This window comes from Streptomyces sp. NPDC007264 (genome assembly GCF_042869095.1).
Lineage (GTDB): Bacteria > Actinomycetota > Actinomycetes > Streptomycetales > Streptomycetaceae > Streptomyces.
Genome location: NZ_JBIAFD010000001.1, coordinates 86175 through 105623, shown reverse-complemented (window position 1 = coordinate 105623; position 19449 = coordinate 86175). Strand labels below are relative to the sequence as shown.

At 70.1% G+C, this 19449-nt stretch carries 20 protein-coding genes; 9 read left to right on the top strand and 11 right to left on the bottom strand.

Going from position 1 to position 19449, the window contains the following annotated elements; all coding sequences use genetic code 11:
• Window positions 1-31: 31 nt before the first annotated feature.
• The 3 genes from ACFYMU_RS00505 to rplI all read left to right on the top strand — a co-directional run bounded on the left by ACFYMU_RS00505 (window position 32) and on the right by rplI (window position 1411).
• A complete protein-coding gene (locus tag ACFYMU_RS00505) occupies window positions 32-628 on the top strand; it encodes a single-stranded DNA-binding protein (protein WP_388366191.1) in 597 nt (198 codons plus the stop codon).
• A gap of 81 nt (window positions 629-709) precedes the next feature.
• Window positions 710-946, top strand: a complete 237-nt coding sequence (gene rpsR / locus ACFYMU_RS00500) for a 30S ribosomal protein S18 (protein WP_003949403.1) — start codon at window positions 710-712, stop codon at window positions 944-946.
• A gap of 18 nt (window positions 947-964) precedes the next feature.
• Window positions 965-1411, top strand: coding sequence for a 50S ribosomal protein L9 (gene rplI / locus ACFYMU_RS00495; protein WP_388366189.1), 447 nt, complete (start codon window positions 965-967; stop codon window positions 1409-1411).
• A gap of 102 nt (window positions 1412-1513) precedes the next feature.
• Here rplI and ACFYMU_RS00490 read toward each other — a convergent pair whose 3' ends face one another.
• The gene (locus tag ACFYMU_RS00490) at window positions 1514-2851 is read right to left on the bottom strand and encodes an MATE family efflux transporter (RefSeq protein WP_388366187.1); all 1338 of its coding nucleotides are present in this window, start codon (window positions 2849-2851) and stop codon (window positions 1514-1516) included.
• A 458-nt stretch (window positions 2852-3309) separates the two neighbouring features.
• On the opposite strand from ACFYMU_RS00490, the gene dnaB reads away from it, so the two are divergent.
• Window positions 3310-4782, top strand: coding sequence for a replicative DNA helicase (gene dnaB / locus ACFYMU_RS00485; RefSeq protein WP_388366185.1), 1473 nt, complete (start codon window positions 3310-3312; stop codon window positions 4780-4782).
• A gap of 268 nt (window positions 4783-5050) precedes the next feature.
• Here dnaB and ACFYMU_RS00480 read toward each other — a convergent pair whose 3' ends face one another.
• A complete protein-coding gene (locus ACFYMU_RS00480; protein WP_388366183.1) occupies window positions 5051-6301 on the bottom strand; it encodes an MFS transporter in 1251 nt (416 codons plus the stop codon).
• A 1185-nt stretch (window positions 6302-7486) separates the two neighbouring features.
• Entirely contained in the window at window positions 7487-8602 is a 1116-nt protein-coding gene (locus tag ACFYMU_RS00475; protein WP_388366181.1) for an FAD-dependent oxidoreductase, read from the bottom strand.
• A 69-nt stretch (window positions 8603-8671) separates the two neighbouring features.
• On the opposite strand from ACFYMU_RS00475, the gene ACFYMU_RS00470 reads away from it, so the two are divergent.
• Both ACFYMU_RS00470 and ACFYMU_RS00465 read left to right on the top strand, forming a co-directional pair.
• Window positions 8672-9349 (top strand): TetR/AcrR family transcriptional regulator, encoded by a 678-nt coding sequence (locus ACFYMU_RS00470; RefSeq protein WP_388366180.1) that lies wholly within the window; start codon window positions 8672-8674, stop codon window positions 9347-9349.
• A 100-nt stretch (window positions 9350-9449) separates the two neighbouring features.
• On the top strand, window positions 9450-10835 hold the full coding sequence (locus tag ACFYMU_RS00465; protein WP_388366178.1) for a serine hydrolase domain-containing protein: 1386 nt from the start codon (window positions 9450-9452) through the stop codon (window positions 10833-10835).
• 54 nt (window positions 10836-10889) lie between these two features.
• Here ACFYMU_RS00465 and ACFYMU_RS00460 read toward each other — a convergent pair whose 3' ends face one another.
• Together ACFYMU_RS00460 and ACFYMU_RS00455 are read right to left on the bottom strand one after the other, a co-directional pair.
• Window positions 10890-11342, bottom strand: a complete 453-nt coding sequence (locus ACFYMU_RS00460) for a GNAT family N-acetyltransferase (RefSeq protein ID WP_388366176.1) — start codon at window positions 11340-11342, stop codon at window positions 10890-10892.
• A gap of 56 nt (window positions 11343-11398) precedes the next feature.
• On the bottom strand, window positions 11399-11857 hold the full coding sequence (locus ACFYMU_RS00455; RefSeq protein ID WP_388366174.1) for a MarR family winged helix-turn-helix transcriptional regulator: 459 nt from the start codon (window positions 11855-11857) through the stop codon (window positions 11399-11401).
• Window positions 11858-11998: 141 nt separating this feature from the next.
• On the opposite strand from ACFYMU_RS00455, the gene ACFYMU_RS00450 reads away from it, so the two are divergent.
• Complete coding sequence (locus tag ACFYMU_RS00450; RefSeq protein WP_388366172.1) at window positions 11999-13216, top strand: MFS transporter; 1218 nt, start codon at window positions 11999-12001, stop codon at window positions 13214-13216.
• A 73-nt stretch (window positions 13217-13289) separates the two neighbouring features.
• Here ACFYMU_RS00450 and ACFYMU_RS00445 read toward each other — a convergent pair whose 3' ends face one another.
• Window positions 13290-14156: a GNAT family N-acetyltransferase gene (locus ACFYMU_RS00445; RefSeq protein ID WP_388366170.1), complete on the bottom strand. Its 867-nt coding sequence runs from the start codon at window positions 14154-14156 to the stop codon at window positions 13290-13292.
• Window positions 14157-14353: 197 nt separating this feature from the next.
• Between ACFYMU_RS00445 and ACFYMU_RS00440 the strand changes: the two genes are divergently transcribed.
• On the top strand, window positions 14354-14977 hold the full coding sequence (locus ACFYMU_RS00440; protein WP_388366168.1) for an HAD family hydrolase: 624 nt from the start codon (window positions 14354-14356) through the stop codon (window positions 14975-14977).
• A gap of 14 nt (window positions 14978-14991) precedes the next feature.
• Here ACFYMU_RS00440 and ACFYMU_RS00435 read toward each other — a convergent pair whose 3' ends face one another.
• From ACFYMU_RS00435 to ACFYMU_RS00415, 5 genes are all read right to left on the bottom strand, one after another.
• On the bottom strand, window positions 14992-15474 hold the full coding sequence (locus ACFYMU_RS00435) for an NUDIX domain-containing protein (RefSeq protein WP_388366166.1): 483 nt from the start codon (window positions 15472-15474) through the stop codon (window positions 14992-14994).
• Between the two features lie 188 nt (window positions 15475-15662).
• A complete protein-coding gene (locus tag ACFYMU_RS00430) occupies window positions 15663-16568 on the bottom strand; it encodes a LysR family transcriptional regulator (protein WP_388366164.1) in 906 nt (301 codons plus the stop codon).
• A 285-nt stretch (window positions 16569-16853) separates the two neighbouring features.
• On the bottom strand, window positions 16854-18008 hold the full coding sequence (locus tag ACFYMU_RS00425) for a cystathionine gamma-lyase (RefSeq protein WP_388366162.1): 1155 nt from the start codon (window positions 18006-18008) through the stop codon (window positions 16854-16856).
• Entirely contained in the window at window positions 18005-18532 is a 528-nt protein-coding gene (locus ACFYMU_RS00420; protein ID WP_388366160.1) for a low molecular weight protein-tyrosine-phosphatase, read from the bottom strand. Before ACFYMU_RS00420 ends, ACFYMU_RS00425 begins: the two co-directional genes overlap by 4 nt.
• Before the next feature lie 9 nt (window positions 18533-18541).
• Entirely contained in the window at window positions 18542-18919 is a 378-nt protein-coding gene (locus ACFYMU_RS00415; RefSeq protein ID WP_388366158.1) for a phage holin family protein, read from the bottom strand.
• 59 nt (window positions 18920-18978) lie between these two features.
• On the opposite strand from ACFYMU_RS00415, the gene ACFYMU_RS00410 reads away from it, so the two are divergent.
• On the top strand, window positions 18979-19296 hold the full coding sequence (locus ACFYMU_RS00410) for a cupin domain-containing protein (protein WP_388366156.1): 318 nt from the start codon (window positions 18979-18981) through the stop codon (window positions 19294-19296).
• Window positions 19297-19449 lie beyond the last annotated feature (153 nt).

The following is a 19449-nucleotide window of genomic DNA, read 5'->3' as shown; positions in this document are numbered from 1 at the left end:
GCCAGCAGCAAACCCGCCGAGAGGTTCCCCCATGGCAGGCGAGACCGTCATCACGGTTGTCGGCAATCTTGTCGACGACCCCGAGCTGCGCTTCACCCCGTCCGGTGCGGCGGTCGCGAAGTTCCGCGTCGCGTCCACCCCCCGCACCTTCGACCGCCAGACGAACGAGTGGAAGGACGGCGAGAGCCTGTTCCTGACCTGCTCGGTCTGGCGCCAGGCGGCGGAGAACGTCGCCGAGTCGCTCCAGCGAGGCATGCGCGTCATCGTGCAGGGCCGGCTGAAGCAGCGGTCCTACGAGGACCGTGAGGGCGTCAAGCGCACGGTCTACGAGCTCGATGTCGACGAGGTCGGAGCGAGCCTGCGCAATGCCACGGCCAAGGTCACCAAGACCAGCGGTCGCGGCGGCCAGGGTGGTTACGGCGGCGGTGGCGGCCAGGGTGGCGGCCAGGGTGGCGGCGGTTGGGGCGGCGGCCCCGGCGGCGGTCAGCAGGGCGGCGCTCCGGCCGACGACCCGTGGGCGACCAGCGCTCCGGCCGGTGGCCAGGGCGGCGCTGGTGGCGCTGGTGGTGGCGGCGGCTGGGGCGGCGGCTCCGGCGGTGGCGGCTACTCGGACGAGCCCCCCTTCTAGACCTTCGGGTCGGGTCCTCGGGACCGGGCCGGGTCGAGGGCGGGGCATACCCCAACTTCTTGATCACACAGGAGAAACACCATGGCGAAGCCGCCTGTGCGCAAGCCGAAGAAGAAGGTCTGCGCTTTCTGCAAGGACAAGGTCACATACGTGGACTACAAGGACACGAACATGCTGCGGAAGTTCATTTCCGACCGCGGCAAGATCCGTGCCCGCCGCGTGACCGGCAACTGCACGCAGCACCAGCGTGACGTCGCCACGGCCGTCAAGAACAGCCGTGAGATGGCGCTGCTGCCCTACACCTCCACCGCGCGCTAAGGGAAGGGTGACCGACTCATGAAGATCATCCTCACCCACGAGGTCTCCGGCCTCGGTGCCGCGGGCGATGTCGTCGAGGTCAAGGACGGCTACGCCCGCAACTACCTCATCCCGCGGAAGTTCGCGATCCGCTGGACCAAGGGTGGCGAGAAGGACGTCGAGCAGATCCGTCGTGCTCGCAAGATCCACGAGATCCAGACCATCGAGCAGGCCAACCAGGTCAAGGCCCGGCTCGAGGGTGTGAAGGTCCGCCTGGCGGTCCGCTCCGGCGACTCCGGCCGTCTCTTCGGTTCCGTCACCCCGGCCGACATCGCCTCGGCGATCAAGGCGTCCGGTGGCCCCGAGGTAGACAAGCGCCGTATCGAGCTGGGCGTGCCGATCAAGACGCTGGGCTCTCACGAGACGTCCGTGCGTCTGCACCCCGAGGTGGCCGCCAAGGTCAGCATCGAGGTCGTCGCGGCGTAAGCGCAGTACTCGCTGAAGCGACTGTGGGGCCGCACCCTTCGGGGTGCGGCCCCACGTGTTGGTGGCGTTTCACGTGAAACATCGTGAAACGGCAGCCTTCGGTCAGCGCGTCGCGCCGGTGACGATCCATTGCCCCGAGCGGGAGCGCAGCCACAGCGTGAGCATCCGCACCGTCATCATCAGGGTCATCGCCGCCCACAGGGCCACCAGCCCGCCGCCGAGGGCCGGAACGAGCAACGCCACGGGAGCGAAGACGGCCAGCGTGAGCAGCATCGCCCAGGCGAGATAGGGTCCGTCGCCCGCCCCCATCAGCACCCCGTCCAGGACGAAGACGACCCCGCACACGGGCTGTGTGGCGACCACGAGCACCAGAACGGGCAGGGCCGCGTCGTGCACGGCCGGATCGCTGGTGAACAGCGGCAGGATGAGCGGGCGGGCGGCGAGGACCAGCAGTCCGAGCGAGACCCCCGTGACGACGCCCCACTGCACCATGCGACGGCATGCGGCACGGGCACCCTCGGCGTCGTTCGCGCCGAGATGGCGTCCGATGATGGCCTGCCCGGCGATGGCGATGGCGTCCAGGGCGAAGGCGAGCAGGTTCCACAGGGACAGGACGATCTGGTGTGCGGCGATGTCCACGTCACCGAGCCGGGCGGCCACGGCGGTGGCGATCACCAGGATCGCCCGTAGGGAGAGTGTGCGGACCAGCAGGGGAACTCCGGCCTGGGCACAGGCACGAATCCCGGTCATGTCGGGCCGTAGCGAGGCGCCGTGCCGACGAGCGCCTCGGGTGACCACCGAGAGATACACGGCGGCCATGCCGCACTGGGCGATGACGGTTCCCCAGGCGGAGCCGGCGATGCCCAGACCGGCACCGTAGACGAGGCCGGCGTTGAGGGCGGCGTTCGCGACGAAGCCCGCGCCGGCGACGTACAGCGGTGTTCTTGTGTTCTGCAGGCCCCGCAGGATTCCCGTCGCGGCCAGGACGACGAGCATCGCCGGGATGCCGAGCGCCGAGATCCGCAGATAGGCCGTCGCATGCGGGGCGGCCGTCGGTGAGGCGCCGAAGAGGTCCACGATGCCGGGGGCCGACGGCAGGACGACGGCGACGACGGTCACGCCGAGCAGGAGCGCCAGCCAGATGCCGTCCACGCCCTGGCGGATGGCGGCCCGCAGATCGCCCGCGCCGACGCGGCGGGCGACCGCGGCCGTGGTGGCGTAGGCCAGGAAGACGAAGACGCTCACGGCCGTGGTGAGGAGGGCCGAGGCGACGCCGAGGCCGGCCAGCTGTGCGGTGCCGAGATGGCCGACGATCGCACTGTCGGCCATCACGAAGAGGGGCTCTGCGACAAGTGCGCCGAAGGCCGGAACGGCCAGGGCGACGATCTCCCGGTCGGACCGGCGTCGGCCGGCGCGGGGTGGCGCGGAAGCCTGTGTCATGGCCACCAATCTAATCGTCCACAGGTAAGCGACGCAATCGGGGTCTGACCCTTACAGTAAATCTCGGGTGCCGCGGTGCTGTGTACCGTTCGTGAGGATCTTGAGCCGACCGGGGAAGTTTTTCTTCTGCACAGCCGGTGGACGGGAAAGTAGCAGGTCAAGAGGGTTCGAGGGGAGGATTCGCGGGCTTGTTCACAGCGCTGTCCACCGTGTCGTGCACAGGTTTTGAGGGGTTCTCCACAGGATGGGGCCTGTCATCCACATGCCCTGTGGATAACCAGATTGGCTGACGGTGCCGACGGGCCTACCGTGGTCCGGCGCCCGCTTCCCGTCCGTCCTCGGGAACGCGTACATCCGACGCGTCTGAACCGGAGCTGGGCTTCTCGCTTTGTCAGTGTCGTGTCCTAGAACAGAGGTGCACGGCGAGGTCCGCGTGGCGGACGGGAGGAGGCGGCCCGGTGAGCCTTTCCGAGCCCTTGGACGATCCGTGGGCCGACAGTGGACCCAGCGATCGTGTGCCCGCCTCCCGCCGCCGGGAGGACGGCCGGGGCCGCGACGAGCAGCACGACCGGGGCCGCGACAGCGGTGCGTGGGACGGTGGAGGGGCCTCGTTCGAGCGTGTGCCGCCTCAGGACCTCGATGCCGAGCAGTCCGTCCTCGGTGGCATGCTGCTGTCGAAGGACGCGATCGCCGATGTCGTCGAGGTCCTCAAAGGCCACGACTTCTACCGGCCCGCGCACGAGACGATCTACCAGGCCGTCCTCGACCTGTACGCGAAGGGCGAGCCGGCCGACCCGATCACGGTCGCCGCCGAGCTGACCAAGCGCGGCGAGATCACCAAGGTGGGCGGCGCCCCCTATCTGCACACGCTGGTCCAGACGGTCCCGACCGCGGCGAACGCCGAGTACTACGCGCAGATCGTGCACGAGCGCGCGGTCCTGCGCCGCCTGGTCGAGGCGGGCACGCGCATCACGCAGATGGGGTACGCGGCAGACGGCGACATCGACGAGATCGTCAACAGCGCACAGGCGGAGATCTTCGCGGTCACCGAGCAGCGCACGGCCGAGGACTATCTGCCCCTCAGCGAGATCATGGAAGGCGCGCTCGACGAGATTGAGGCGATCGGCTCACGGTCCGGGGAGATGACGGGAGTCCCGACCGGCTTCACCGATCTCGACCAGCTCACCAACGGCCTGCACCCCGGCCAGATGATCATCATCGCCGCCCGCCCCGCCATGGGTAAGTCGACGCTGGCCCTGGACTTCGCCCGCGCGGCGTCCATCAAGCACAACCTGCCGAGCGTCATCTTCTCGCTGGAGATGGGGCGCAACGAGATCGCGATGCGTCTGCTGTCCGCCGAGGCACGCGTGGCCCTGCACCACATGCGGTCCGGCACGATGACGGACGAGGACTGGACCAGGCTCGCGCGCCGTATGCCGGACGTCTCGGCCGCCCCGCTCTACATCGACGACTCGCCGAACCTGTCGATGATGGAGATCCGCGCCAAGTGCCGCCGCCTCAAACAGCGCAACGACCTGAAGCTGGTCGTGATCGACTACCTGCAGCTGATGCAGTCCGGGTCCAAGCGGTCGGAGAGCCGGCAGCAGGAGGTCTCCGAGATGTCCCGGAACCTGAAGCTGCTGGCCAAGGAGCTGGAGCTGCCGGTGATCGCGCTCTCGCAGCTCAACCGAGGCCCGGAACAGCGTACGGACAAGAAGCCCATGGTGTCCGACCTGCGTGAGTCCGGCTCGATCGAGCAGGACGCCGACATGGTGATCCTGCTGCACCGCGAGGACGCGTACGAGAAGGAGTCGCCGCGGGCGGGCGAGGCGGACATCATCGTCGGCAAGCACCGCAACGGCCCTACGGCGACGATCACCGTCGCCTTCCAGGGCCACTACTCCCGTTTCGTGGACATGGCGCAAACCTGAGGCAAGCACGTGGGGCCGGGGCTCGCAGCGACGGAACGTCTTCGAACGAGTGGACACGTCCAGTCGTTCCGGCCGTGGCCGGCGGGGCGGGACCGGCCACGCGGTGCGGTCCGGCCCGCGCACGGCATCCCGCTCACGGCGCTGGCCGATCCGGCAGTACGTCCACCGTCGCCGGACCCTGGGCCGGCACTCAGCGGTCAGGGCCGGAGAACGCCTGAGCCGATTCGCGGCCGCATCCGCCTGCCCCGGTCGAAGACAGCCTCACCCGTCACCTTGTGCCGTGCCGTCGAACGGACGGGAGCGCGAGTATCACCCCGACCGCGGTCAGTTGCCACACCACGCCGAGCCCGAGGAGCCGGTCTGCCCCTACGACGTCCGACACCGGCCCGGCCAGCGCCAGTCCGAGCGGTCCCAGGGCGAAGGCGCCCAGGCTGTCGAACGCACTGACACGTCCGCGGACCTCGGCGGGCATCTCGCGCTGGACGACGGTCGTCACCAGGGTGTTGCACACCGCTGCCCCGGCCCCTGCAAGGAGTGCGGCTGCGGCCACCCAGCCCAGCGGCAGCCGCGCCGCCAACGCTGCTGCCGGGAGGGCCCAGCCCAGGGACGCGGCCACGGACCAGACGAGTGCCCGGTTGGGGTTCCTGCCGAGCAGGGCCAGGCCGCTGCCGATCGAGCCGATTCCGTAGAGGGCCAGCACCAGCCCCCAGGCACTGGCACCGCCGAGCCGCTGCTGGGCAAGAGCCGGTCCCAGCACCAGGAACGGTGCCCAGAGGACGCAGTTGAAGAGGCCGATGTGGAGGGTCGTGACCCACAGCCATGTGCGGGAGGTGAACTCCCTCCAGCCGCGCCCCAGGTCGGCGACCAACCCCTGGCGGGGCGTGGCCGACTGTGAGAGGGGCAGCCCGGCCAAGGCCAGGATGCTCACACCGTAGGTGACCGCGTCGACAGCGACCACGGTGCCCGCATCGGAAACGGTGATGAGCAGACCGGCCAGGCCTGGACCTGCGACCGAGGCCACCGCCTGGGCGATCTGCAGCAGCGAGTTGGCGTCCGCAAGGTCGTCTGCAGGAACGAGGCCGGGCACCAGAGCCGTCAGGCCCGGGCTGAATCCTCCCTCACCGACTCCGAGGACCACCGCCAGCACCACCGCTTCCCAGACCCTCGCGCCATGGGTGAGCAGCAGTACGGCCAGTGCGCCCTGGGCGGTGAACCGGAGCAGGTCCGCGGTCAGCATGACTGCACGGGCTCCGAGCCGATCGGTGAACACTCCGCCGAGCAGCAGCACGGCCAGCACCGCGAGGATCCGCGCCGCCATCACCACGCCGACGGTGCCGGCCCCGCCACCGGGCATCTGCAGCACGGCGAAAGTCGTACCGATCGTGTTCATCCCGGTGCCGAGCAGCGATGTGCTCTGGCCGATGAGGAAGCGGCGGAACCGGGAGTACCGCAGCGTCCGCAGGCGGTGGGTGGTGGCCCGGGGCCCGGAGGCAGCGGGCGGACGAGTGCGAAGCGTCATGGCTCCGCACTTTTCCTCTGTCAACCTATTACCTGCAAGCGATTCCGGGAAATAATTTCCGGTATTTCGCGAGTCATTTACTTCCGGATGAATTGGCGCAGTAAATGGCCCGTATTTACTGCAACATGCCTGGTGGTAGGATCGGTGGCAGCAGAATAGGGCAGGCTTCATGGAGTTCATTTACTGCGGATGGCCAGCATGAGTCAGCACCACAACGACGGTGTGGGAACACCTCGCCCGGCGCCGGTGGAGTACAGCGTCGCCGTTGACCGCTATCTCTCTGCGGCCGATCTCGGCAGCGCTTCCCGCCGCGTCTACCGCATCTCGCTGGCCGGGTGGTCCTGGCCATTGGTCGACCGCCGGGCTCCGACCGGTCGCGAGCGTCGGGGGGCCCGCCCGCCTGTGGTCCCTCTTGCCCTGCTCGACGACCCGAGGGCCCCTCAGCGGCTGCAAGGGGCACTGTCCGACCGTGCCGCCGCTGCCGAGCCGCGCACGCTGGCCCGCGAACTGGCCTGCCTTCGAGCCGCTACGGCATGGTGGCTGGCAGAGGGCTGGATAACCGCAGACCCGGCCGCGGGGCTGGCGCCGCCGGCGCCGTGTCCAGGACCGGTGCCGGACTCCTCTGGGGCTTCCGCGGCTGCGAGGGTCACCGCAGCCGACCCGGATCGGGCCCGCGCCGCCCTCGCCTTGCGGGCTCCGCTCAGGGAGTTGACCCTGTGGCACCTCCTGCACGAGTCGAGAGCCCCCGTCGAACAGGTGCTCGCCCTCAACATCGACCACCTCGACCTACCCGGTCGACGCACCAGGGCGCCCGCGGTAACCCCCCTGAGCTGGGGGCGGGGCACAGCACGCCTGCTGCCCATGCTGCTGACCGGGCGCACTGCGGGGCCCGTGTTCGTCACCGACCGGCGGGCCCCCGCCTGTACGCCGGCAGTCGACCGCTGTCCGGTGACCGGCCGAGGGCGGCTTTCCTACCGCCGGGCCGCAGAGCTCTTCACCGCCGCGACCAGGCCGATCGATCCAGTTGGCCGGGGCTGGACCCTGCTTGCCCTGCGTGATCGGGCACCCCGGAACGGGCCGGTCCCCAGATGACCTCCCGGCACGCTGGAATCCACAGTCTCCCGAAGACGCCCGCTGGTCGTGCGAAGCACCACTGGCAGCCGGCCGACGGTCGGCGCTCGAGTCTCAGACTCCGTCGGGTCGGAAGAACGCGAGCATGCTCCGGGCGGCATCCGGCGACATCAGCAATTCCTGGATGTCCGCGGACATCCGGGCGGCAGCGCTGGTGCGTTCGAACATCTCGCGTTCGTACTCCCTGACGGCGGCGGGAAAGTCGTCCGGCTGCGCGGCCAGCGCGAGGCCGAGCAGGGCGCCGTCGAGCAGCGCCATGTTGGCGCCCTCTCCCACCGGCGGCATCAGGTGCGCGGCATCGCCGAGCAGCGTGACGCCTGGCGTCGACGGCCAGGTCAGGCCGACCGGAAGACTGGTGATCGACCGCGGCACGACCGTGTCGTCGCAGGCCGCGATCAGTGCGGTGAACCGTGGGTCCCAGCCGGGGAGCAGGTCGATCAGCCGCGCCCGGGCGGCGGCCGGGTCGTCGAAGGGGATCCCGCTGGTGGTGAACCAGTCCTCGGCGGTGTGGTAGAAGCTGAGGCCGATGCGGACGCGGCCGTCGCCGTTGCGCTGCGCCGCCAGGGATATTCCGTCGCCGAGCACCCAGTAGTTGCCGCGCCCGACCATCGCCGAGAGGTCGGGGTGCGTGCGGTCGATGTCGGGAATGCCGATCTCGACGACGTTCTGACCGATGTGCACCGGGCGGGCGTCGGTGAGCAGTGCGCGGACCCGGGACTGCGCGCCGTCCGCGCCGACCAGCAGGTCGTACGTCGCACTGCTGCCGTCGGCGAAGTGCAGCAGGCCGTTGTCGGCGGACGTGAACGTGTGTCCCCAGCGGACCACGTCTTCGGGGAGGGAATCCAGCAGCAGGTTGCGCAGATCGGCGCGGTCGACCTCGGGTCGATCGAGCGGGGCGTCGTCGGGCGTGTCCTCCTGGAGCAGCAGAGTGCCGTCCGGCTCGAGAAGACGCATGTCCTGGCCTTCACCGCGGGCGATCGCGGAGAACTGGTCGATCAGACCGGCCTCGCGCAGTGCCCGCTGGCCGGAGTGGATGTCGAGCATGCCGCCCTGACCGCGCGCCGCGCGTGACGATTCACGTTCATGCACCACGGCGTCGATGCCGTTCACGTGCAGCACACGGGCGAGGGCCAGGCCGCCGAGGCCGGCTCCGACGATGGCGATGGTCATGGTTGCCTCCTTCGATACACCGTATTGATCAATACAGTGTATCGATCCGTGCGATGTATTGTGAGCGCCATGTTGGTGTGGGAGAGGCCGGAGCCACCGGATCGACCCGTGCCGGCCCCGTTGAGCCGGGAGCGGATCGTGCGAGCGGCGATCCAACTGGCGGACGCGGACGGCCTGGACGCGGTGTCGCTGCGCAAGGTCGCCACCGCGTTGGACGTCCGTCCGATGCGGCTGTACGGCTACATCGCCGGCAAGGAGGAGTTGCTCGACCTGATGGTCGACGCCGTCCACGCCGAGATCCGGCCGGTCGGAGACGGCTGGCGGGAGGTGCTCCGGTCGCTCGCCGAAGCCACTCGGCACGCCGCTCACGAGCACGAATGGCTGGCCGATCTCCTGGGTGGCCGACCCCAGCTCGGGCCGCACGCGCTGGCCAGCGGGGAGACCGTGGTGGCCGCACTGCGCGGCGTCGACGTGGACGCCATCATGCCGCTGGTCGCGGCAGTCAACGCGTACGTGATCGGCGCGGTGCGTCGGGAGATCGCCGAGCGGCGTGCCGAGCGGGCCACCGGGATGGACGAGAAGGGCTGGCAGGCATCACTGGGGCCCTATCTGGAGCGGACCTTCGCCACCGGCCGATTCCCCGCGCTGGCCACGGTGGTGCGTGATGCCGCCCATCTGGATGCCGACCGCACCTTCCAGATCGGCCTCGATTGTCTGCTCGACGGCATCGGGGCCCGCATCATCTGAGATCACCATGTCACGCGACGCGGGCCCCACAGCCGTCCGAGGCGGGCGACCCGGAATCAAAGCGCTCGACGTGGGAGGCCGGGCCGGGTGGACTGGGGGCATGACGACATCTCAGGAAGAGCTTCTCCCCGCCACCCGCAGGGCGCTGCTGCACCGCATCGCCGTCGCTCAGACGGAGGGGCGGGCGCCGTCGCTGGCGGCTGCCGTCGTACGGGACGGGCGGACGGTGTGGCACGGTGCGCGCACCTCTGTGGAAGGCCATGCCCCGGACGAGAACGTCCAGTACCGCATCGGGTCCATCACCAAGACCTTCACCGCGGTCCTGGTGCTGCGGCTGCGTGACGAGGGTGCGCTGGATCTCGGTGACCCGCTGGAGAAGCACCTGCCCGGCACCGGCGTGGGGGAGGCCACCATCGCCGAACTGCTCGCGCACACCGGTGGTCTCGCAGCCGAGTCGCCCGCGCCCTGGTGGGAGCGTACGCCCGGCTCGCTGCGCCCCCGGCTCGCGGATGTGCTGGGCGAGCAGCCGCTGCGGCACCCGGTCGGTCGCAGGTTCCACTACTCCAACCCGGGCTACACGCTTCTGGGCGCGCTGGTCGAGGAGGTGCGCGCTGCCCGGTGGGAGGACGTGCTGCGGCATGAGGTCCTGGAGCCCCTGGGTCTGCACCGGACGAGCTGTCGACCGCAGGCGCCGCACGCGGGTGGCTGGGCGGTGCATCCATGGGCGGACGTGATACTCCCGGAGCCTGCGGAGGATCTGGGCCGTATGGCGCCCGCCGGTCAACTGTGGTCGACGACGGGCGACTTGGCGCGCTTCGCCGTCTTCCTGGCCCGGGGCGACGACCAGGTGCTGAGCGCGGAGTCCGTCCAGGAGATGCGGACGCCCGCGGCGCCCGCCGAGGCGGAGGATGTGAGGGACGGTTCCGCCTACGGTCTCGGGTTGCAGCTCCAGCGTCGTGACAGGCGCCTTCTCGTCGGGCACTCCGGCTCTCTGCCGGGCTTTCTGGCGGGTCTCGCCCTGAGCGTGGAGGACGATGCTGCGGCTGTGGTACTGGCCAACTGCACCTCGGGGCCGTCGACCTTCACTGTCGCGGCCGACCTCGTCGGCATCGTGGCCGAGGCCGAGCCCCGGATTCCCGAGCCGTGGCGGCCGCTTCCCGGTGTGGACCCGTCCGTCCTGGAACTGACGGGGCAGTGGTACTGGGGTACGGAGGGTTTTGTCCTGCGGCTGACGGGCGACGGTGATGTCTCGCTGGCTCCGCTGTCCGGCGTGGGCCGTCGCTCACGCCTGCGGTCCAACGGCGATGGCACCTGGACGGGGCTCGACGGCTACTACGCGGGAGAGCTGTTGAAGGCCGTACGACGGCCGGACGGGTCCGTGAGCCATCTGGACCTGGGGTCCTTCGTGTTCACGCGACAGCCGTACGACGAGGGGGCTCCCGTGCCCGGTGGCGTGGATCCCGAAGGGTGGAGCGGGATCCAGTAGAGGACGGGTCGCGGGGGCGTGTTTCACGTGAAACACGCCCCTTCGTCCGGAGTCTCAGAGTGGCAGTTTGAATCCGACATGAGACGCCTCGAAGCCCAAGCGCTCGTAGAAGCGGTGGGCGTCGGTGCGCGTGGTGTCGGAGGTCAGCTGGACCAACCGGCAGCCGTGGCGCCGGGACGCGTCGATCGCCCACTCGATGAGCCGTGCCCCGAGGCCGCCGCCGCGCTCGTCGGCGTGGATGCGTACGGCTTCGATGAGCGAGCGGGTCGCGCCTTTGCGGGACAGCCCAGGGATGATCGTGAGCTGGAGGGTGCCGACGACACGGTCGTCGCGCACGGCGACCACGAGGTGCTGGTTCGGGTCATCGCGCAGCCGCTCCAGGGCGCTCAGGTACGGCGTCAGATCGTCGGGTGACTCGCGCTGGGCACCGAGGGGATCGTCGGCGAGCAGGGCGACAATGGCCGGGACGTCGGCCGCGACAGCGGGGCGAATGTCGAGATCTCCCATGACGGCACCCTAAGCGGATGGGTGCGGCAGCCGCGTGGGCAGGGTGCGAGCGGGCCTCAGGCGGATACGCTCAAGGATTCGACGACGCGGACCAGCGGTGCCAGTTCGGGGTTTTTCGCCGCCTCGTCGAGCGCTTCCCGCAGGGCGGCATCGTTGGTGGGTCGGGCCTCTTCCAGGAGCTTGAGGCCGGCCTCGGTGACGTTGGTGTAGATGCCGCGGCGGTCGGTGGGGCAGAGGTAGCGCGCGAGAAGACCGCGGTCCTCGAGCCGGGTGACCAGCCGGGTGGTGGCGCTCTGGCTGAGTACCACGGCGTCGGCGACCTGCTTCATCTGGAGATGTCCTCCGTCGCCGTCGTGCTGTCGGCTGAGCACGTCGAGCAGCGAGTACTCCCGCACGCTCAGGCCGTGTCCCGTCTGGAGGGCGCGCTCGATGTGGCCCTCGATCCTCCCGTGCAGCAGGGAGAGGGCGCACCAACCCTGGGCGAGGGCGGTGAGCGAGGGATCCGTCGCTGTCATGGCGTTGTCCTCCGTCCCGGAGCGGCTCAGCTCCAGGGTAGAGCACTTCTGCAATAGTCAGCGGTTGCATATATAGCGCGTCTGCAATTATTGTGCGAGAGCGTAAGACGCTCATGCAATCGTTTGGGAAGGTGTACCCCCATGCCTCTCGCGCTTCTGGCCCTCGCGATCGGGGCCTTCGGAATCGGAACCACCGAGTTCGTGATCATGGGTGTGCTGCCCCAGGTCGCGAGCGACTTCGGGGTCTCCATCCCCACCGCCGGCCTGCTCGTGACCGGATACGCCCTGGGCGTGGTGGTCGGTGCGCCGGTCATGACCGCGCTCGGCACCAAGGTCTCCCGCAAACGGATGCTGATGGTCCTGATGGGTCTGTTCGTCCTCGGCAACCTCCTCTCCGCGGTCGCCCCGGCCTTCGCGCTGATGCTGGTGGGCCGCGTGGTGGCCTCACTCGCTCACGGCGCGTTCTTCGGTATCGGCGCCGTGGTGGCCGCCGAGCTGGTCGCCCCGGAGAAGAAGGCCGGAGCCATCTCGATGATGTTCAGCGGCCTGACCGTCGCCAATGTCGTCGGCGTCCCGCTCGGCACGCTCGTCGGACAGTCCGCCGGGTGGCGCGTCACCTTCGCCCTCGTCGCCGCGCTCGGCGTGTTCGGGCTGTTCGGCGTGGCGCGACTGGTGCCCGAGATGCCCCGGCCGGAAGGTGTTCACCTGGGCCACGAACTGGCCGCCCTCAAGAACGTCCAGGTGCTGCTCGCGATGGCGATGACCGTTCTCGGTTTTGGCGGAGTGTTCGCGGCCATCACCTACATCGCACCGATGATGACCCATGTCGCAGGCTTCGCCGACGGCTCGGTCACCTGGCTGCTCGTCCTCTTCGGTCTCGGCATGGTCGGCGGCAACCTCATCGGCGGCCGGTACGCGGACCGTGCCCTGATGCCGATGCTGTATGCCTCGCTCGGTGGCCTGGCCCTCGTGCTCGCGCTGTTCACCGTGACCGCGCACCACAAGGTGCTCGCCGCGCTCACCATCGCGCTGATCGGTGCTCTCGGGTTCGCGACGGTGCCTCCGCTGCAGAAGCGGGTGCTGGACCACGCGCACGGCGCCCCGACCCTCGCCTCGGCCGCGAACATCGGCGCCTTCAACCTGGGCAACGCCCTGTCGGCCTGGCTCGGTGGCATCGTCATCGCGGCCGGCCTCGGCTACACCGCCCCCAACTGGGTCGGCGCCCTCCTGGCCGCCTCTGCCCTGCTGCTCGCGTTCCTCTCCGCCGCCCTGGAGCGCCGCGGTCCCGTCTCCGGCACGGTCGCCGTCGGCGCCACGAGTGCCGTGTCCGGCGAGCGGCGGAGCACCGTCCACCACTGAGCGGAGTCGGCTCTCCGACCGGACCGTGTGCCCCCGCGGAACCGGGGGCACACACGTGTGCGTCGTCGCGTCCTCAGCCTGCCGCCACCGTCAAGGGAGCGAAGCGCCGTCGCCAGTCGCCGGGAAGGTCCGGGACGCCGTGCGTCATGACCGCGTTGAAGCCGACGGAGGCGAGACCACGCTCCTTGAGCCATGCCAGCAGGTCCGCGTGCCGCACGTCGACATCGGTGCGCAGCGGGCGGTCCGTGGCGGCGGCCAGGGAGGAGACGAGGGCCTTCGCCGTCCCGAGATCCCGAGCGATGAGCGGGCCCACGACATGTGTGTCCATGTTGGGCCACGCGGCCGCGTACCCGGTGATCCGCCCGTTGTCCTCGGCGACCCGCACCAGGTCGGCGAAGGCGGGCAGTCGGGTGATCAGGTGCGTGCGGTCGACGCCGAAGACCTCTCCGTCCAACCGGACCAGGGTGGTGAGGTCCTCCGCGGTGGCGGGCCGCGTGGCGACGGCCGACGTCGGTCCGTCGGCCGTGAAGTGTCCGAGCACCATCTCGGAACTGCCGGTGGCCTTGAAGCCGAGTTCCTCGTAGAGGGGGCGCCCGTTGGGGGTCGCGTAGAGGGTGAGCGGAGAGGTGCCGCACTCCGCCATGACGTGCCGCATCAGCCGACGGCCGACGCCCCGGCGGGCATGCCGCTCGGCGACGAGGACCATGCCGATGCCGCACAGATCCGGAGTGTGCCGGGAGCCGTACCCGGTCACGACGCAGGCGGTGACGAGACCGCCCTCGGGGTCGTCGATGCCGTACCCCGTTCCTGCGGCGAGGAGCAGGCCCCACTTGTGTTCCTCCCGGGGCCAGCCCCGGTCCTCGGACAGGTCGGCGCAGGCGGTGAGATCCCGGGGCGTCAGCCGGCGAATGGGCAGGGCGGCGAGAGGAGGCATTGGCACGCAGGTCAGGCTGTCCGACCCGCACGTCCGGCGTCCACCGGTTTGTGGTCGAGCGGACACGCTTTTGGCCATGGCGGCAGGCAGATGCGGCGCACGACAGACGTTTCACGTGAAACGGCGCAGACCCCCGTCATGACCGGACGCCGGGGAAGGCCCTTCGGGCGGGGAACACGGCCACAGCACTAGCCTCCTCGGACATGGCGAGACTTCATCTCTTCGATCTGGACGGGACGTTGCTGCACGGGACCTCCGCACCCGTCGAGATATCGCGGCAACTCGGCCTGGAGACCGAGACGGTGGCGCTGGACCGGGCGATCGCGAGCGGGAGCATCGGTCCTCCCGAGTACGCGACGCAGGTGCACGCCCTGTGGTCGGCGCTCACGGAGGCTCATGTGGCGGCGGCCTTCGCGGCGGCTCCCTGGCTGGCCCGCATCGAGGAGGTGTGGGCACAGATCCGCGAGGACGGCGACTACTGTGCGGTCATCTCGCTCTCACCCTCGTTCTTCGTCGAGCGGCTGACGGGGTGGGGCGCGCATGCGGCGTTCGGTTCGCGGTTCCCCCCGCTGCCGTTCCGGGAACCGGTGGATCCGGCGGGGCTCCTCAGCGCCGCCGCCAAGGTGCACGTCGCGGACCGGCTCTGCGCGGAGTTCGGGGTGCGGCGGGCCGACTGTGTCGCCTACGGAGACTCGATGTCGGACCGGGATCTGTTCGAAGCGGTGCCCGTGTCCGTGGCGGTCAACGCGGACCGGCATCTGACGGGTCGCGCCACCCACTCCTACGTCGGGCGGGACCTGTGGGAGGCCTATGCGCTGGTGCGGTAGGGCCCGTAGGAACGTCAGCCCAGGTCCGGCGCGTGCATCGCTCGTACACCCTCGATGTTGCCGTCGAGGTAGTGCCGCAACGACAGCGGAACGAGATGGACCGACGCGATGCCCACACGTGTGAAGGGGACGCGCACGATCTCGTACTCGCCGCTGGGCTCCTCCACCTCGGGGCCGTGCCGAAGGCTCTCGTCCATGGACTCCAGGCGGCAGACGAAGAAGTGCTGGACCTTCACACCGGTCGCGCCGCCGTCCTCGCCGATGTGCTCGACCGTGTCCACGAAACAGGGCACCACGTCGGTGATCTTGGCACCGAGTTCCTCGTGCACTTCCCGGTGGAGCGCGTCGACGACCGTCGGGTCCGACGGCTCCACCCCGCCACCCGGGGTGACCCAGTAGGGATCGACGCCGGGCTTGGTCCGCTTGATCAGGATGAGGTCTTCACCATCGAGCAGGATGGCACGGGCGGTGCGCTTGACCACGGGACGAACGGTCATGGGTGAAATGTGGCCCAGCCCGTTCCATGTGAAACATCCCGCACCCCACATGGCGTCGAACCCCGCGTGAACACAGGGTGACGTGGGCGGTGGAGGGCTCGCGGCCGAGGTACGCCCTGGTCAGCAGCCCGTCCGGCGCCGCTCCGCCGCCGGCCGCCGTCCCCTTTGACCTCGCCCACCGTGGCCGGTCAGTTCCAGTCCGCTGCCGCCCGCAGCAGCCACTCGTGCGCCCGGGCGATGTGCGGCATGGCCAACGTCCCGGTGCGGACCACGAGGAAGTACGTCCGCAGCGGGGGTACCGCCGGTTCGTGGAGTGCCACCACGTCGCCCCGTTCCAGGGCCATGGCGCAGAGGTAGCGCGGGAGCACGGCGAGACCGGCGCCGGTGGCGACGCACGCGAGGACGGCCCGCAGATCGGGGACGATGACGGTGCCGGAGGCGGCCGGGCGGGAGTCGAAGACGGAGGCCCAGTACCGGGAGACGAACGGCAGCGACTCGTGCACCTCCACCATGGGGAAGTCCTCCAGGGCGGGCGCACCCTTGCGGCGCAGCTTCCCGGGGCCGATGAGGGAGGCCAGGGTCGGGGCCGAGACCAGCACGTGCTCCTCGTCGCAGAGCGGGATCGCCGTGAGCAGGGCGCCGCGTGGCCGGGTCGTGGTGATGGCCAGATCATGGTGTCCGGCGGCGAGCCCTTCCAGCGTCTCGTCGGCGTTGCCGAAGGAGGCGCGCAGGGCGAGCCCCGGGCCGTTGTCGCCGGTCAGCTGTGCCAGCGCGGGCAGGGCACGTTCGGCGGTGAACTCCGGTGGCCCGGCGAGATGGAGCGTGCGTACGGGCGCGTGGTCGTCGAGACCTGCCTCGGCGATCTCCACGAGGGCGTCCAGGTGGGGTGCCGCCTTGTGCGCGAGTTCGTCGCCGATGGTCGTCGGGGTCACCCCGCGCGCCCGGCGCAGGAAGAGGGGGCGGCCCAGCTGCCGTTCCAGGGTGCGGATCTGGGAGGTGACGGCCGGCTGGGAGAGGCCGAGCAGCGCGGCGGCGCGGGTGAAGGAGCCGGCCCGGTGCACGGTCACGAAGGTGCGCAGCAGGGCCAGATCCATGGTGCTCCCTTCCCGCTCCACACCCCCGACCGCGCCAACTATAAATAAGTCGATAGGTCTCTGTCGCTAGCGTGATTGGACACTGACACAGAGTCAACTAGCCTGGGTCGCGCGGTTCTTCGCGCGCAGAACCGGGACGGTCCGAGCCACGAGGGGGGAGGCTCGGACCGTCCGCCGTCCGCCGTCCGCCGTCCGCCGTCCGCTGTTCATGGACGGGGCCGCAGAGACAGCACGTCGGAGCCCGCGTGCGCGCAGCCGGGGCACCGGCCGCCGCTCGGGACGTGGTCACCGCGCCGACTCGTCGAGCGCGCGCAGCACGTCCGCCACCAGGTCCTCGGGGTCCTCGGCGCCCACGGAGAGGCGGATGAAGCCCTCGGGCACCGCGTCACCGCCCCAGCGTCCGCGCCGCTCGGCCGTGGACCGCACCCCTCCGAAACTCGTCGCGCTGTCGACGAGGCGCAGCGCGTCCAGGAAACCGTCGGCACGCGCGCGTGAAGGAAGGCAGAACGACACCACGCACCCGAAGCGCCTCATCTGCTGCGCGGCGATCTTGTGCGAGGGGTCGTCGGGCAGGCCCGGATAACGCAGTCCGGTCACCTCCGGCCGGCCGCGCAGTGCCTCGGCGACCGCGAGGGCGTTGGCGGTCTGCCGATCGGCGCGCAGCTGGAGCGTGGCCAGGGAGCGGTGTGCCAGCCATGCCTCCATCGGGCCCGGGATCGCGCCGACGATCTTGCGCCAGCGCCGCACGGAGGCCATCAGGCCGGTGTCCCGGGACGCCACATAGCCGAGGAGGAGGTCGCCGTGCCCGGTGAGCATCTTGGTCCCGCTGGCCACGGAGAAGTCGGCGCCCAGCTCCAGGGGGCGCTGACCCAGCGGGGTCGCCAGGGTGTTGTCGACGGCGACGAGCGTGCCCTGCGCGTGCGCCGCCGCCACGAGCCGCCGCAGGTCGCAGACGTCGAGACCGGGGTTCGAGGGGGTTTCGAGCCACAGCAGCCGTGCTCCGTCGAGGACGCCGAGCTGAGCGTCGCCGCCGGTCGGCGCGGTCCGCACCTCGACGCCGTACGCGGTCAGCTGCTCCCGCGCCAGAGGCAGCGCCTGGTAGCCGTCGTCGGGCATCACCAGGGCGTCGCCCGCGCGCAGCTGGGAGAAGAGGACGGCCGAGATCGCGGCCATGCCGGAGGCGAAGACGAGCGTCTCGACCCCGTCCTCGCCGGGCGCCTCGAGCTCGCCGATGGCGCGCTCCAGACGCGACCAGGTGGGGTTCTCGTCCCGCCCGTAGGTGTACGGCCCGGTCGGCTCACCGGGCAGGTGGTAGTGCGCGGCGAACACGGGACCCGGCAGGGTCGGCTCGTACTTGACCGGTTCGGGCAGCCCGGCCCGTACCGCTCGGGTGCCGTCGCCGACGCTCCCGCCGGCCACGCCGGTGTCATCCGGATTCATGCCGCCCGTCCCTCCATGTGCTCCCGTACCGCGGCGAGCAGACCGAGGCTCGCCTCCTCCACCATCTCAAGACACTCCTCGAAACCGTCCATCCCCCCGTAGTACGGATCGGGAACGTCGAGGTCGTCGCCTGCGGGTGCGAAAGCAGCCTGCGCGGCGCTCTCGGGTGACGGACGGGCGTAGGAGCGCAGCAGGTGGATCTTCGCCGCGTCCCCAGGGGTGGGCGCGAGGCGGCGCAGGGCCTTGAGGTGCCCGGCGTCGAGGGCGATCACCAGGTCGAGGCGGGAGAACCAGGACGGCTGGAAGCGGCGTGCCGTGTGATCACTGTCATAGCCGCTCTCCTCCAGCACGGCGACGGTGCGCGGATCGGCGCCCTCTCCCTCGTGCCAGCCGTCCGTGCCCGCGCTGTCGACCTCGACGAGGCCGGCGAGACCGGCCTCCTCGACGCGCGCACGGAAGACGTACTCGGCCATCGGGGAGCGGCAGATGTTGCCGGTGCACACGAAGCAGACGCGATAGGGCATGCGGCTCACTCAGTCTTCGTCGGGCAGGACGACGTGCAGTGCCCAGGAGACGACCGAGATGATCAGGCCGCCGAGCACGGCGGTCCAGAAGCCCTCGACATGGAAGCTCAGGTCCAGCTTGCCCGCCAGCCACGAGGTGAGCAGCAGCATCAGGGCGTTGACGACCAGGGTTATGAGGCCGAGCGTCAGGATGAACAGGGGAAAGGTCAGCACCTTCATGATGGGCTTGACCAGGAAGTTCACCAGGCCGAAGAGCAGGGCGACGACGAGCAGGGTGCCGACCTTCTTGCCGGTGCTCGAACCGGTCAGGGTGATCTTGTCGAGGATCCAGACGGCGACGGCCAGGGCCCCCGCGTTGGCGATCGTCTTGACTACGAAATTCTTCATGTGTCAGATCGTGGCAGACGGGGCCAGAGGTGAGTACCGAGCGAGGGCGGACAAGAACGATGAAGGCATTCCGGCTGGACGAACTGGAGGCGGAGCGCGCGGCCAACGAAGGTGCCTACCTCCAGTTCCTCAGGGAGCGGAACATGTCGGTCGGCCTGTACGCGCTGGGCGCGGGTGACCACGACCCGCAGAACCCGCACCAGCAGGACGAGGTGTACTTCGTGGTCAGCGGGCGCGCCTCCCTCACCGTCGGCATGGAGACCACCCAGGTCGCCCGTGGCAGCGTCGTCTACGTGCCCGCCGGGGTCGCCCACAAGTTCCACCACATCACCGAGGACCTGAGGGTTCTGGTGGTGTTCTCTCCGCCCGAGAGCTGAGCCCCGTCCCGGGGTTCCCTAGGGGGAGGATCAGGGGAGGACAAGGGGCGCGAGTCGCCCGTTCCCACCCCCGGCGGGCCTAGCATCGAAGGCAGGACACCGCAGGACCCGGACAGCAGGGCCCCCGAAGGAGTCGGGGGGCAACGGGTGGAG